Raw genomic sequence first — 14,061 nt, forward strand, 5'->3', positions numbered from 1 at the left:
ATGGCCTGGACTTCTGGCACGGCACTCAATGCCGCCGATCTCTTCAACAAGCTGATCACCTTTTTAACCGCCGATGCGACCCTGGTCGCTGGCGGTGAGGCCTGGACGCTGCTGCGTCGCGACAGTTTTACATTGGATGCGAAACGCGAGCTGGTGGAACTGCGCGGTCCAGGCTCCTCAGCGGGCGATGCGATCTATGTGCAGGTTTGTCTGTTCGCCGACGCGGCTGCACCCGCGTATTCCATCCGGGTTCTCGGCTCGCAATCGTGGCAAAGCTCCGTCTCGATCAGCACCCCGGAAGGCCAACCAGGCAGTTTGCTCTCGGGGGCGGGTTCGCTCGGCATCTTGCCGAGAATGCCGGTTTTCAACAGCGCGATCAGTTACTGGTTCGTTGCCAACGGCCGCCGCTTCATCGTAGTGGCGAAGTCCTCGGCCTACTGGGGGGCGCTCTACGCGGGGTTTTTCCTGCCCTACGGCACGCCGTCGCAGTACCCGTATCCGCTCTTCATCGGCGCCAACACCTCGCGCGGCGACAACTATCAAAGTTCGGATCTCGATATCGCGGGCAGCGCGTTCTGGCGCAACGATGGTGAGTACGGCAGCTACAGCGCAGCTATCCTGCAGCCGAGCGGCGGCTGGGTCGGCACCAACCGCTTCGATACGAGCTACACCGGTCGCGCCTGGCCCTGGGCAATGTCGCAGGAGACCAGGAGGAACAGCGTAGGGCGCTACGACATGGGCAACCTCACGCAGTTGCCGAACGGCGCCAGTCCGCTGCTGCCGGCCATCCTCTATGACTGCGGAACCTCCCGTCCCTTCAACGTCTGGGGCGAGCTGCAAGGCGTGTTCGCCGTGCCCGGCTTCGGGGTGGCCGCTGGCGACACCGTGACGGTGGCCGGCAAAGTCCATTTGGTCGTCCAGGCGGCGACTTCCACCAATGCGGCGCGCTTTGCCGCCATTCAACTGAACTGAGAACTTGCTCGAGGCGATTCAATGGCTTACATCACCGGCGCGTCGGCGGACATCAACACGCTGCTGACGGCGATCAAGAATTTTGCGGTCGCCAATGGCTGGACGGCCAACGCTACCGACACCTTTACGCTGACGTTTCCGACCTATGGATCGACCGGTGGCGCGGCCCACGCCGGCACGACGTCGATGATTTCCTCGGTCAGCAGCTCCGATGCGTACCGGAATCAGTCGGAAACCAGCTTGACGGCGAACCGGGCCGTGTTGTCTAAGAACGGCGTGTCCTACCAGCTGTTCGCGGTCAATAAAAAGCTCTACAAGAACGGCGTCAACGGCACCTATGCCTGCTTGGAGGCCTGGGTGTGCGACGGTTTCTCCGCAGGCGTGGCGGCCAACCTGCAGACCAACAATCGCAAATTCGTGATGGTCGGGCCGATGGCGACCTCGCTCTACGCCTACCACCTGTTCTCGAGCGGAGACTTCATCCATGTGGTGATTGAGGAGATGCCAGGGCGTTTTCGACACCTGTCGTTCGGTTTCATCAACAAGTACGGCGCTTTTGCCGGAGGGCAGTACCTGACCGCAGGCTGCCCCATCGAGTCGTTCACGACGACGCCCAATGCGTTCAACACTTCAAATCACATGATTCCTTTCGGTGCGAACGGCTTGGGACCGTCGAGGGCATCGCTTGCATCGAACGGTTATCCGGGTAGTTATGTCAGAGCCGACATCGATGGTTGGACGGTCGGTTGGCGGCTGATCTCGACCGGCTCGTACACGACGGAACAGTTGGACGCCTACGGGTGCTCAAGCTACGCCAATGCGACCAACAACCGCGCGGGCTACATCGGGTCCGGAACCCAGAACTCCCTCAACACCCTGGCGCACGATCTGGCTTACCACTGCTCGCCGCAAAGCTACAACGGTCTGGCGCCGATGCTGCCCTGCTACGTTGGCGTCAATCGCACGCCCTACGTCGGCACTTGGACGCTGCTCGGCGAATTCCCCGATGTGCGCTTCCTGAACATCTCGAACTTCAACCCAGGCGACGAGCTGACCCTTGGCACCGACGTGTGGAAGATCTTCCCACTGTGGAACAAGGCCTACACGCTCGGGGCGGAACCGGTCAGCTACGACTACGGCCTGGCCTACCGCAAGGTGATGTAAATGCCCGACTTCGCCGGAGCCTTCACGTCAAACATCCTGGGCGGCGCAGTGGCCACCGGGATGAACAGCCTGTGGGACGATGGTCGACCTGCGTACTACGCACCGACCACGGTCATCGCGGCCATTGCTGGTGCGGTCGGTGTCATCGCCAGCGGCCAGCCGTCGCCCGAGGCACTGATCGCGCGGACTGGCGCACACTGCGCCTCGTTCTCCCAGGATTACTACTACCGGATCTACCTGCAGCCGTCCAGGATCGAGTTCGGCAATCTCGTTATTCCCACAACCCGTACCGTCGAAGTCTGGAATGCGTTCCTGGACCCGGTGACGATTTTCCAGCTGGACGGCGACACCGAGGGCTTGTCCCTGGGGTTCTTCCCGCCAACAAGGATGCGGGGGCTGGAGGACATCTTCTACGAGGTCACGGCCACTCTCGATGGCCCAAGCTTCGTCGATACGCTGCTGACGCTGCATTTCTCGGCTGGCGGCACACGGGATCTGGCGATCAGCTATGGCCGCGTGCTGGTCATGGGCCTGCTGCACGATTGGCAAGGCGGCTTCACCGAGCGGCTGGAATGGCTGACTGACGTGCTGACGATGCGTGACGGTGGGGAGCAGCGGGTGCGGCTGCGGACCGATCCCCGGCGCTCGTTCGAGTTCGACGTGCTGGAGTACGGCAACGGCGGGCAGCTTGATCTCTTGATGAACGTCTGGCAGTCGCGCGTCTATGCCGTGCCGGTGTGGACCGACAAGGCTTGGCTTGCGGCCGCCATCCATCCCGGCGACACGGTGCTGGCCGTGAGTACCACGGACCTGGACTATCACGCCGGTGGGCTGGCCATCGTCGGCTCAAGCGCTGGCGCCAGCGAGGCACTGGAAGTCCTGTCCCTGACCGCCGGGACGATCACGCTCAAGCGCCCGGCCTTGGGGAACTGGCCCGCAGGCTCCTGGATCGCCCCGGCCCGGCTAGGAAGGTTACCCGCCCAGCAGACCGTGACCCGGCCAACGGCGGCGATCTCCCAGGCCAAATTGCGCTTCGAGCTGGAGGACCTGGCTTCGCCAGTGGCGGCGACGAGTTCACCGATTCAGTACCGAGGCTACGACACGCTGCTGCTGCATCCAAACCGGGTCGAGGACGTCAGCATCGACTATCAGCGACTCGCCGATGTGTTCGACGTTGAGACCGGTACGCCTGCGGTGATCGACAGCCCGAACCGGCCCTTTATCGTGCGCCGCCACCAGTACCTGCTGCCAGACCGCACCCGGCTCACTGCGATGCGAGGCTGGCTCGCGGCCCGTGCAGGTCGTCAGGTGCCTTTCTGGGTGCCGACGTGGGAGCGTGGCCTCGAAGTCGCTCAGCCCTTCACCTTGGATGCAACGGAAATTCCGGTCCAGGCCAGAGGCTTCGCCACCTACTACCAGGCCATGCCCGGCCGGCGGGACGTGGCCTTTCTGCACAACAACGGCACCTGGTTCTTGCGACGGATCACCGCTTTCGAGTTCGTGGACGGGGTCGTCGAGCGGATGCGGATCGACGCCGCGCTGGGTGTGGCCTGCGCGCCGTCCGATTTCCGGATCGTCTGTTTCCTGGAACTGGCCCGACTGGAGAGCGATGCCGTGGAATTTTTCTTCGAAACGGATCGTGTGGTTCGGGTGACTTTGCCTATTCGGAGCATCAACGGATGACCTATCAGAACCAAGAAAACAGCCTCCATGCCGGCCAGCCGGTCGAGTTGTATCGCTTCGCGCTGGGGACCACCGTCTGGCGCTACACGTCAGCGCGGGATGCTGTGACCTACAACGGCGAGAAATACATCTCGGCGCCGATCCGGCGCTCGGAGATCGAGCAGACGCAGGAATTCGGTCGTGCGATGCTGAACCTGGAAGCAGCACTCGACATTGGCGTCGTACAGTCCTTCATCGTGACCCCGCCCGATGGCGTGCTGTCACTCACCATCTTTCGTCAGCACCTGTCCGACCCGGGTACGGAATTCATCACCTGGTGGAAAGGGCGCGTCGTGTCGGTGGTGTTCAGCGGCATCACTGTGCAGATGCGCTGCGAGCCGATTTTTACGACGCTCAAGCGTTCGGGACGCCGGGCGAACTACCAGATCAACTGTCGCCACCCGCTGTACCACGGCGGCTGCAAGGTCAACGCGGCCGACTACAAGACGGCCGGCATCGTCGAGAGCGTGGCGGGGTTGGAGGTGACCGCCTCGGTCTTCCTGCCCAAGCCGATTGCCTGGTTCGTCGGCGGCCGGCTGATGGCCGCCGGGGCGCAACGGATGATCGTCGCCAGCTCCGGCGGTGCGGTGACCCTCTCAGCGCCGATTCCGGGACTGAAGGCGGGCGACGCCTTCGAGGCCTATCCGGGCTGCGACCACACGCTCGCGACCTGCGCCGCCAAGTTCGGCAACCAGCTGAACTACGGCGGCTTTCCTTACATCCCGGTAAAGAACCCTTTCACCGGGGACGCCATCGTTTGAGGATGTTCCATGTGGCAATACCTGATCGTGTGGGTGATCACGACGGTTCTGTCGTCGCTGCTCGCCCCGAAACCCAAGACCACGACGCCGCAACCCGGCGATGTCGATGCGCCGGTCGCCGCGACCGACAGCCCGATCCCGGTGCTATTCGGTACGCGCACGATCAAGCAGCCGAACTGCGTGTGGTTCGGCGATGTGCGGACAACGCCGATCAAGACCAAGGGGGGTGGAAAGAAATGAGCGAACAGCGCAGCAACCTTCAGATCGCCACCCACCTTGATGCCAAGGCGCTGGGCTATTGCAATGCTGGCCTGCGCCGCTGGTTTCCGCGCGACGGCGTGACTTTCGATGATTTTCGCCAGCAGGGCGTGAGCACCGACTGGCTGCGTGCCACCGGAGACGCGATGGCGATCCGCTTGGCCGAGTACGTCGAGCAGGCAGAAACAGAGGCCAAGGCATGAGCGGTGGCGGCAAAGGCAGCAAGAGCGTCACAGTCGGCTACCGCTACTATGCCGGGATGCATCTGGCGTTGTGCCATGGCCCGATCGATTCGCTGAACAGTATCGTGGTCGGCCAGCGCACGGCGTGGTCGGGGGCGCTGACGTCCAGCGGACGGATCACCATCAACCAACCCGAGCTATTTGGCGGCGACGACCGCGAGGGTGGCATCGTCGGTGCCGTCGACCTGGTGATGGGAAATGCTTCAGACGGTCCGAACGATTACCTCGTCTCCAGGCTCGGCGCCAACGTACCGGCCTTTCGGGGCGTGGTGTCGCTGGTGCTGCGTCAACCGCAGTTGTCGGCGATGAACCCCTACATCAAACCGTGGAGCGCTGAGGTGACGCGGATCATCCGGCGCTCCGACGGATCGCCGCAGTGGTACTCGGACAAGGCCGCTATCGACGGTGACATGAATCCGGCGCACATCATCTATGAGTGCCTGACCGACCGCACTTGGGGCCGGGGCTACAGTCCGGCCGAGATCGACGATGCGTCGTTCCGTGCCGCCGCCGACACGCTCTACGCCGAGAGCTTCGGTCTCTCGATCCTGTGGGATCAGCAGCAGGATATCGAGGCCTTCATCGAGCGCATCCTGCAGCACATCGACGGTTCGATCTACGTGAGCCCGCGCACGGGGCTGTTCACGCTGAAGCTGACCCGAGACGACTACGACCCGGCGACGCTGCTGGAACTGAACCAGACCAACGTTATCCGGCTGGAGTCCTTCGAGCGCACCTTGCCCGAGGAATTGGTCAATCAGGTCACGCTCTCGTACCACGACCGGGCAACCGACAAGAGCGTGTCGATCTCGGTACAAGACATTGCCGGCATCGAGCGCAGCCTGGGCGAAATCAAGGATGCCAAGGTCAGCTACGAGGGCGTGGCCAACGGCGCCTTAGCCGCACGCCTCGCGATGCGGGATCTGCGTCAGCTTTCGTCCACTCTGGCGAAGGTCACGCTGGTGGCCAACCGCACGGCCGCCAGCCTCAACATCGGCGACGTGTTCAGATTCTCCTGGCCCGAGCTGCGGATCGAGCAATTGATCCTTAGGGTCGCGCAGATCAGCTACGGGACGCTGGCCGACGGCCGGGTGCGGATCACCTGTGTCGAGGATGTGTTCGGCCTGCCTGATGCCGTTTATCTCGTACCCGCCGAGAGCGGCTGGGTCGATCCCCGGCAAGCGCCGATCGCGGCGAATTTCGTGTCGGTGAGCGAACTGCCGTACTGGACCCTCGTGCGCGAGCTCACCGGCGAGTCGGCCGCCGCACAGGCCGAGATTGATCCGGACGGCGGATTCCTGTCTGTCTCCGTCGTGCGGCCCTCGAATGCAGCCATCAACTACACGGTACTGACCCGGCAGGGCTCGGCGGCTTTCGAGAAGATCGGTGTCGGCGACTTCGTCCCGTCGTGCGTGCTGGCGAACGACATCGGGCAAACCGAAACCGTGCTGAATGTCCTCTACAGCGTCGATCTGGATTTAGTGGCGCTGGACACCTACGCGCAGCTCGGCGGAGAACTGGTTGCGGTCAGGGCAATCGATGTCGCGGCCGGCACCGTGTCGGTGGATCGCGGCGTGCTGGATACGGTACCCGCGAAACACGCGGCCGGCACCCGGCTGTACTTCGTCGAAGGTGGGCAGTTTTACACCACGGCCCAGTATCTGAGCGGCGAGACGGTGCAAGCCAAGGTGCTGCCCGCGACCGGGATGGGGCGCTTGGCGGAAGCCTCGGCCGCCGCGATCAGCTACACCTTTGCCAAGCGGCAGATCAGGCCTTATCCACCCGGCAGGTTCAGGGTCAACAACCTTGACTACACCGTGAGTCACATCACGGGGGAACTGACGGTCAGCTGGGCACACCGCAGCCGGGTACTGCAGACCTCCTATCTGGTGACGCAGGGAGAAACCAATATCGGGCCGGAGCCAGGCACGACGTACACCGTGCGGATCTATGGCGAGGCCGGCACGCTCAAGCACGTAGAAACGGGAGTGACCGGCACGAGCTGGACCTATCCGATGGCCACCGAAGTCGCCGAAAGCGGCCTGAACCGACCGAACGAAAAACTGACCGTCAAGGTCGAGGCGGTGCGCGACGGGTACACCAGCTGGCAGGCCCAGCAGATCGACATCCCCGAGTGCCGTGGCTACGGCATGTTCTACGGGGCCACCTACGGAGAATGAAATGGCAGCACTGATCGGCCCGAACCTGGGCATGAACTACGGCTGGAGCGCCCGCGAGTCGGGATGGAACACCGGAATGGATGCCAACCTGAAACTGCTCGATGCGGTGCTGCAGTTGTCGGTGAAGTCGCGCACCTTGGCAAGCCCGCCGACCGCTCCAGCGAACGGCGAGCGCTACATCGTGGCATCCAGTCCCACAGGCGCGTGGGCCGGAAAGGCCGGGCAGATTGCAGTGCGCCTTGAGGGTGCGTGGTTCTTCTACGTCCCGAAGATCGGCTGGACCTGCTTCATCGAGGACGAGGACGTGCTCGCCGTCTACAAGCCCACCGGCTGGAGCGCCGGCCTGCCCATCTGAACCGCATCCCCACCCCACTATCTCGAACCCGCCCACGTGGCGGGTTTTTCGTTTCTGGAGACCACCTATGACCGAAGACGCCAAACCCGCCCTCGTCGAGAACATGGTCCTGCTGCGCAAAGAGGATTTCGGCGAACTACTTGCCCACGCTGCAGAGCGCGGCGCGGAACGAGTCCTGTCCCACCTCGGCCTGGAAAACGGCCACGCCGCTCGAGACATTCGCGAGCTACGCGACCTGCTGGAAGCCTGGCGCGACGCCCGTCGCACCGCCTGGCAGACCTTCGTGAAGGTGCTGACCACTGGCCTGCTGGCCGCGCTGTTGGTCGGCGCCGCGATCAAGTTCAAGCTCATGGGAGGCTCGCAATGATCGAGACCCTGCTCGGAGGATTGCTCGGCGGGGCCTTCCGTCTTGCACCTGAAATCCTCAAATGGCTTGACCGCAAGGGAGAGCGTGGCCACGAACTGGCGATGCAGGACAAGGCGCTGGAGTTCGAGAAGCTGCGCGGCGCGCAGCGAATGTCGGAAATCGGCGCGGGTGCCGACGCGGCATGGAACGTCGGAGCCATCGAAACCTTGCGCGAAGCCGTTCGCACTCAGGGCGAGAAAACCGGTGTGCGCTGGGCCGATGCGCTGAGCTCCAGCGTCCGCCCGGTCATCACCTACTGGTTCATGGCGCTGTACTGTGCGACCAAAACAGCAACAGTCGCCGCCGCTGTGACAGGTGGCACAGGCTGGGGCGTTGCCATCCTGTATGCCTGGACGGAGGCAGACCAAGCCCTCTGGGCCGGGGTGCTGAACTTCTGGTTCCTCGGGCGCGTATTTGACCGGGTGCGGCCGTGATCGAGGTGCCGAAGGCGGCCATCGAACTGGCCAAGCGCTTTGAGGGATTCGAGCGTAAGGTGAAGCGCGGAATCGAGATCACTGCCGTTCCCTATATCTGCCCAGCAGGGTTCTGGACGATTGGGTACGGCCATCTCTGCGATCCCAAGCATTCGCCGATCACGGAGGCAGAAGCTGAGGTCTATCTGGCGCGCGACCTGCAATCGGCACTCGCCGCGACGCTGCGCTACTGCCCGGTGCTGGCCACAGAGCCAGAGAGCAGGCTCGCTGCCATCGTGGACTTCACGTTCAACCTCGGGGCGGGGCGGCTGCAGACCTCGACGCTGCGACGGCGGATCAACCAACGAGACTGGGGTGCAGCCGCAACAGAGCTGCGTCGATGGGTCTATGGTGGCGGCAAAGTGCTGCCGGGACTCTTCGCGCGACGAGAGGCTGAAATTTCCTTACTGGACACCAAAGTGTAGGGCATCGAGTTTCTGCGGCGCGAATACTTCATGCATCCCATCGCTATTCTTTGCCGATCCCCAGAAGTCCTCAACTCCAGATCAGGCGCCAGGTTGCAACTCCACTCGCACTTCCCGTGGTTTACCGGCCCGCTCAACTGACAAGACCACAACATCTCCTACCTTTCGGTCGTCAAGCCGTGCGAGCAGTTTGGCGACATCGTCGACGGGAGCGCCGTCTATGCCTGTGATACGGTCTCCCGGCACGATGCCTTCGGGGCCAACGGTGATACCGCTCAGCCCCGCCTTTTGCGCCGCTGAGCCAGGGGCGACACGGAGCACAAACACGCCTTGGGTACTGGTCAGTGCCTGCAATCGGCGGTTGAGCTGCTCGTCTACCTCGATCCCAAGCGCCGGACGGATGTATTTGCCGGTCTTGATGAGTTGTGGCACCACACGCATGACCGTGTCCACCGGCACGGCGAAGCCGATCCCAGCCGATGCACCGGAAGGGCTGTAGATCGCTGTGTTGATGCCGATCAGGCGGCCGGCCGAATCGAGCAACGGCCCACCCGAGTTGCCGGGGTTGATGGCGGCATCGGTTTGAATCAGGTGTTCGATGGTCACTCCGCCAGATTCCCCGGGCAGCGATCGATCGAGCGCGGACACGATGCCGTTGGTGAGTGTCCAATCCAGGCCGAAGGGGTTGCCGATGGCGAACACCTTTTGTCCCACCTTGAGGTCTGCGCTGGTGCCGACCGGAACGGCGGGCGGGCGCTGGAAACCGACGCCGATTTTGAGCACCGCGATATCGTGGGCCGGACTCACGCCGACCAGCGCGGCTTGGTAATCGCGGCCGTCGGCCAGTTTGACAGTGGCCTCCGACGCCCCCTGAATCACATGAAAGTTGGTAACGACATGACCGGCGTCATCCCAGATGAAACCCGAACCCGTCCCGCGCGGCACGGAAAAGACGTTGCGCGTCCAGACATCTCGTACCAGTTGGGACGTCGTGATGTAGACCACCGATGCCCGGGATTTCTCGAACAGTTCGATGGTGGCCTGTTCATCAGCGGCCAGGTCGCCACGCGGCGTTACGGTGCGCTCGGCAGCTTCGCGCGGGCTGAACCAGGCTTCGATGGCGGGCAGAAACTGCCACAAGAGCATGAGTGCGGCAACACACGCGGTGATGAAGAGCCACCGCCGGACGAAATGATCCGGAGCTGGGCGTTGTGGGTAAGGATCGTGGTAAGCCATGGCGGGGGTTCCTTTCGAGTGATTTAGCGCCAAAGGCCGCTCAGGCCCCGGCGTGGCGGGCGCATCGGGGCGAACGACCTTGGCGCGAGATATTCCGTTTGGAACGGCAGGGTCTGCGATGGCTGAGGCGCCAACACCAGCAGGCGCGCGATACGATCCGCTGTCGCCGGAGGCGTGCGCAACCAGGACGGTTCGGGATTCCCCCAGCCGGGCAACAACCAGGCGCGCCACGAGCGGCTCACCCGCTCGATCTTCGCCAGCGCCGAGGCGAGCCCGTGCGGATCTCCCGTCAGCTCTACTGCCATCCGGTCGGCATCGAACTCTCGCACACGTGACAGACCCAACTGTGCGAGCAGTGCCAGTTGCGGCGAAGCGGCCAACAACAGTAAGCCAATCCAGTTAATTTCTGCTGCACCGACCAGCAAGGCTGGCATGCTGATCAGGAGCGCGACCTGACCCAACAACGCCAGCAGGTTCGTGAGCCGGCTGATCGAATCGGCCAAGCCCATGACACGAAGATCTTCTTGAGCGATGTGCGCGACTTCATGCGCCAGCACGGCTTGCAGTTCGCGCATACTCAGGCTGCGGAGCAGGCCATCGGTGAGGGCAATGGAGGCAAGGCGCCTGGAGCCGGTGGCAAAGGCATTGACGATGTCGCTGGGCACATAGTACGGAACCGGCGTGTTCGGCAATCCTGCGCGAGCTGCGAGCGCTCGCAGCAACGACCAGATTGCGGGGGCTTCATCAGGGCGCAAGGGACGGGCGCCATACAGACGCAAGGTCATCGCGGAGGCGGCGACAGGTTCGATCAGCAGGGTCAATGCGCATGTTGCCAGTGCCAGCCAAAGGCCAATCTCGCCGAACAGCAGACTGCCAGCGGCAGCTGCGATCCCCACCAGGGTCAAAACCAGCAGCGCGGTTTGAAAGCGATTGAGCCAGCGGTGCCTCGACCTGGCATCGTGTCGGCCGACTAGACCATAGGGGGTCATGCCTCCATTACTCGCTCTTGCGGTCATCGCGTTCACGCATGAGCCAATAGGTCAGACCCAAGGCCAGTACCGTCCCCGCCAGCGCGGCCACTTTGGCAGGATCAACGTCGGGTTCTAGGATGATGAACTTGCGGGCCAGTGCCAGGATCGCGATCAGAATGACGGTCTTGACCTGGATGATGCTTTCCTTGCGCAGAGCCACTTTGACGATCGAATGCTTGAATTCCATGGCGATCAGCAGCGTCATGGTGGCACCGAACACCAGCTGGAAAACCTTATGATCCAGTGGATTCAGCGCATCCATGACGAGCAGTGTGAACACCAGCCGAATCAACTGAATCAGCGAAATCACAATCACAATCGCGATGACGCCCGAAAGCGTGATGGCAACGACCTGCTCGAAGCGCTCGTAAGCCGTCATCAACCGCCACTGGGAGCGCATCTTGTCAAGGGCCGTGTGGCCAGATTCTTTATGCATAAGCGTTGCGCTCTCTCTTTCAATGAAACGTTAATGGAACGGGGAGTCCGAGAAGACGACTCGATTGCACCTGAATCATCGGGGCAATTGCGAAGCCACCCAGCGCATAATGTCCTGCGCGCCCGTGGCGCCCGCCTGACGTGCAACCTCATGTCCCCCTCGGAACAAAATCAGGGTTGGAATGCTGCGAATACCGAACTGGGCGGCCAGGTGAGGCTCGGCCTCGGTATTTACCTTGGCCAACCTCACCTTGGGTTCAAGCAGGGAGGCTGCCTGCTCGAACTGCGGCGCCATCATCTTGCACGGTCCGCACCACGGCGCCCAAAAGTCAACCAGCAGCGGCAGGTCACTGCGCTCCAGATGACGGGCGAAGGTCGCTGTGGTCAGATCAATGGGTTCTCCGGTGAACAGCGGGTGCTGGCACCGCCCGCAATTGGGCTTCTCTGCCAACTTGTTGGCTGGCACGCGATTGATGGATTGGCAGTGTGGGCAGACGATATGAATGCTGTCACTCATGAGGTGGCTCCTTGGGACACAGAGGAAGTAATGGCTCCGGCAGTTGGGCCGCTGTGACATGGGGATTCGAGCTGTAGCCCTTGCGTCAGTTGCCGGATGCTGTATTCATCCAGCGTTTCCCGTGCGAGCAGTTCGCGCGCGCACCGCTCCAGCACTTCTCGGTTAATTTCGAGAATTCGGTATGCACGATCAAACACACCCATCACGATGTCACGGATGGCTTGGTCGATGCGTGTCTGAGTCGATTCGGCTACCCGGCAGCCACCCTGTACCAGTTCAGGCGCATCAAGAAAACGCGGCCTCTGTGCCTCAAAAGCAACGTACCCCAAGCCCTCATCCATGCCGAAGCGCGTAATCATGTCGCGGGCGATGTCGGTGGCCCGCGCGAGATCGTCTGAAGCCCCTGTGGACAGCTCGCCAAACACGAGCTTCTCAGCCGCGCGCCCTCCCAGGAGCACGGCGATCTTGTGCTCCAGGTCGGCACGTGTCATCAGAAATCGGTCTTCGGTGGGCCGCTGCAGGGTGTAGCCGAGTGCACCGATGCCACGCGGAACGATTGAAATCTTGTGTACCGGATCGGTGCCGGGCAGCGCCAGCGCCACCAGCGCATGCCCCATCTCGTGATAGGCCACGGTTTCCCGCTCCTTGGGATTGAGCACTCGGTTTTTCTTCTCCAGGCCCGCCACGATGCGCTCGATGGCGGCGGTGAAATCCTGCAACTCCACGGCGGACGCTTTGCGCCGGGTCGCGGCCAGCGCGGCCTCGTTGACCAGGTTCGCGAGGTCTGCACCCGAAAAGCCCGTGGTCAGCGCAGCCACCTGTTCGAGATCGATATCCTGAGCCAGCGTCACCTTCTTGACGTGGACTTTCAGGATGTCCAGCCGTCCCTTCTTGTCGGGCCGGTCCACCAGCACCTGACGGTCGAAGCGACCGGCGCGCAGCAGCGCCTGGTCGAGGATTTCGGGGCGGTTGGTGGCGGCGAGGATGATCAGCCCGACCGAGCTGTCGAAGCCGTCCATCTCCGTGAGCAGCTGGTTGAGGGTCTGCTCGCGCTCGTCGTGGCCGCCGATGGGGCCGCCGACACCGCGCGCGCGGCCCAGCGCATCGAGCTCGTCGATGAAGATGATGGCCGGCGCCTGCCCGCGGGCCTGCTCGAACAGGTCGCGCACGCGCGCTGCACCCACGCCGACGAACATCTCGACGAACTCCGAGCCTGAGATGGAAAAGAACGGTACCCCGGCCTCGCCCGCCACGGCCTTGGCCAGCAGGGTCTTGCCCGTGCCGGGCGGGCCAACCAGCAACACACCTTTCGGGATGCGCGCCCCGAGCCGTCCATACTCCTGCGGATTCTTGAGGAAATCGACGATCTCAACCAACTCCGCCTTGGCTTCATCGACGCCAGCGACATCGGCAAAGGTCACGCCAGTGTTCTTCTCCATGAATACCTTGGCACGGCTCTTGCCGATGCTCAGGAAGCCGCCCATGCCCTGCTTCTCGGCGAAGCGGCGGAACAGGAAGAACCAGACGCCGAAGAAGGCCACCGCCGGCAGAATCCAGGAGAGCACATCACGTAGCCAGGTGCTTTCCACCACCCGCGCATAGGGCACGTCGTACTTGGACAGCCGCTCGGCCAGGTCGGGTTCGACACGGGTGGCCACGATGGTGGTCTTGCCCCGGCTGTCCGGCGATTTCAGGCGCCCGGTGACCGTGCGGTCCGACACCAGCACTTCGGCGACGCGCCCCTCGGCCAGCGCCTTCTCGAATTCGCTGTAGGGCACGGGCTCGACGGTCTTGGCCGCCTGCCAGTAGTTCTGCAGCGTCAGCAGCAACAGGCCGGCGACGATCCAGTAGCCAATGTTCCATTGATCTTTCTTTTCCATGGGC

At 62.9% G+C, this 14,061-nt stretch carries 16 protein-coding genes; 11 read left to right on the top strand and 5 right to left on the bottom strand.

Going from position 1 to position 14,061, the window contains the following annotated elements; genetic code table 11:
- The 11 genes from F7Q96_RS03830 to F7Q96_RS03880 all read left to right on the top strand — a co-directional run bounded on the left by F7Q96_RS03830 (window position 1) and on the right by F7Q96_RS03880 (window position 8,958).
- The gene (locus tag F7Q96_RS03830; RefSeq protein ID WP_151022143.1) at window positions 1-972 is read left to right on the top strand and encodes an MBT domain-containing protein; all 972 of its coding nucleotides are present in this window, start codon (window positions 1-3) and stop codon (window positions 970-972) included.
- A 21-nt stretch (window positions 973-993) separates the two neighbouring features.
- Window positions 994-2,136, top strand: coding sequence for a hypothetical protein (locus F7Q96_RS03835; RefSeq protein ID WP_151022145.1), 1,143 nt, complete (start codon window positions 994-996; stop codon window positions 2,134-2,136).
- Complete coding sequence (locus tag F7Q96_RS03840) at window positions 2,137-3,819, top strand: hypothetical protein (RefSeq protein WP_151022147.1); 1,683 nt, start codon at window positions 2,137-2,139, stop codon at window positions 3,817-3,819. It abuts the gene before it with no gap.
- Window positions 3,816-4,619, top strand: coding sequence for a phage BR0599 family protein (locus tag F7Q96_RS03845; protein ID WP_151022149.1), 804 nt, complete (start codon window positions 3,816-3,818; stop codon window positions 4,617-4,619). The genes F7Q96_RS03840 and F7Q96_RS03845 overlap by 4 nt, the downstream gene beginning before the upstream one ends.
- Window positions 4,620-4,628: 9 nt before the next feature.
- Window positions 4,629-4,859 carry a hypothetical protein gene (locus F7Q96_RS03850; protein WP_009521773.1) on the top strand — a complete coding sequence of 77 codons (231 nt, stop codon included), beginning with the start codon at window positions 4,629-4,631 and terminating at the stop codon, window positions 4,857-4,859.
- Complete coding sequence (locus tag F7Q96_RS03855) at window positions 4,856-5,080, top strand: hypothetical protein (RefSeq protein ID WP_053821296.1); 225 nt, start codon at window positions 4,856-4,858, stop codon at window positions 5,078-5,080. Before F7Q96_RS03850 ends, F7Q96_RS03855 begins: the two co-directional genes overlap by 4 nt.
- Window positions 5,077-7,299, top strand: a complete 2,223-nt coding sequence (locus F7Q96_RS03860; RefSeq protein ID WP_053821295.1) for a phage tail protein — start codon at window positions 5,077-5,079, stop codon at window positions 7,297-7,299. Before F7Q96_RS03855 ends, F7Q96_RS03860 begins: the two co-directional genes overlap by 4 nt.
- 1 nt (window position 7,300) lies before the next feature.
- Window positions 7,301-7,654 (top strand): DUF2793 domain-containing protein, encoded by a 354-nt coding sequence (locus F7Q96_RS03865; RefSeq protein ID WP_053821294.1) that lies wholly within the window; start codon window positions 7,301-7,303, stop codon window positions 7,652-7,654.
- A 67-nt stretch (window positions 7,655-7,721) separates the two neighbouring features.
- On the top strand, window positions 7,722-8,021 hold the full coding sequence (locus tag F7Q96_RS03870; RefSeq protein WP_053821293.1) for a DUF6127 family protein: 300 nt from the start codon (window positions 7,722-7,724) through the stop codon (window positions 8,019-8,021).
- Window positions 8,018-8,494 (top strand): hypothetical protein, encoded by a 477-nt coding sequence (locus F7Q96_RS03875; RefSeq protein WP_053821292.1) that lies wholly within the window; start codon window positions 8,018-8,020, stop codon window positions 8,492-8,494. Before F7Q96_RS03870 ends, F7Q96_RS03875 begins: the two co-directional genes overlap by 4 nt.
- Window positions 8,491-8,958, top strand: coding sequence for a lysozyme (locus F7Q96_RS03880; RefSeq protein WP_170265834.1), 468 nt, complete (start codon window positions 8,491-8,493; stop codon window positions 8,956-8,958). Before F7Q96_RS03875 ends, F7Q96_RS03880 begins: the two co-directional genes overlap by 4 nt.
- Before the next feature lie 81 nt (window positions 8,959-9,039).
- Here the strand turns inward: F7Q96_RS03880 and F7Q96_RS03885 are convergent, their stop codons facing one another.
- The 5 genes from F7Q96_RS03885 to ftsH form a co-directional block, all read right to left on the bottom strand.
- A complete protein-coding gene (locus F7Q96_RS03885) occupies window positions 9,040-10,194 on the bottom strand; it encodes a S1C family serine protease (protein ID WP_053821291.1) in 1,155 nt (384 codons plus the stop codon).
- Window positions 10,195-10,217: 23 nt separating this feature from the next.
- Window positions 10,218-11,183 carry a zinc metalloprotease HtpX gene (locus tag F7Q96_RS03890; protein ID WP_151022151.1) on the bottom strand — a complete coding sequence of 322 codons (966 nt, stop codon included), beginning with the start codon at window positions 11,181-11,183 and terminating at the stop codon, window positions 10,218-10,220.
- A 7-nt stretch (window positions 11,184-11,190) separates the two neighbouring features.
- Window positions 11,191-11,661 (bottom strand): phosphate-starvation-inducible PsiE family protein, encoded by a 471-nt coding sequence (locus tag F7Q96_RS03895; RefSeq protein ID WP_053821289.1) that lies wholly within the window; start codon window positions 11,659-11,661, stop codon window positions 11,191-11,193.
- A 75-nt stretch (window positions 11,662-11,736) separates the two neighbouring features.
- Window positions 11,737-12,177 carry a thioredoxin TrxC gene (gene trxC / locus F7Q96_RS03900; protein ID WP_028914928.1) on the bottom strand — a complete coding sequence of 147 codons (441 nt, stop codon included), beginning with the start codon at window positions 12,175-12,177 and terminating at the stop codon, window positions 11,737-11,739.
- Window positions 12,174-14,057, bottom strand: a complete 1,884-nt coding sequence (gene ftsH / locus F7Q96_RS03905) for an ATP-dependent zinc metalloprotease FtsH (RefSeq protein ID WP_053821288.1) — start codon at window positions 14,055-14,057, stop codon at window positions 12,174-12,176. The genes trxC and ftsH overlap by 4 nt, the downstream gene beginning before the upstream one ends.
- Between the last annotated feature and the right edge of the window lie 4 nt (window positions 14,058-14,061).

Origin of the sequence: Cupriavidus gilardii (assembly GCF_008801915.1) — a bacterium.
In the GTDB taxonomy this organism is placed as follows: domain Bacteria; phylum Pseudomonadota; class Gammaproteobacteria; order Burkholderiales; family Burkholderiaceae; genus Cupriavidus; species Cupriavidus gilardii.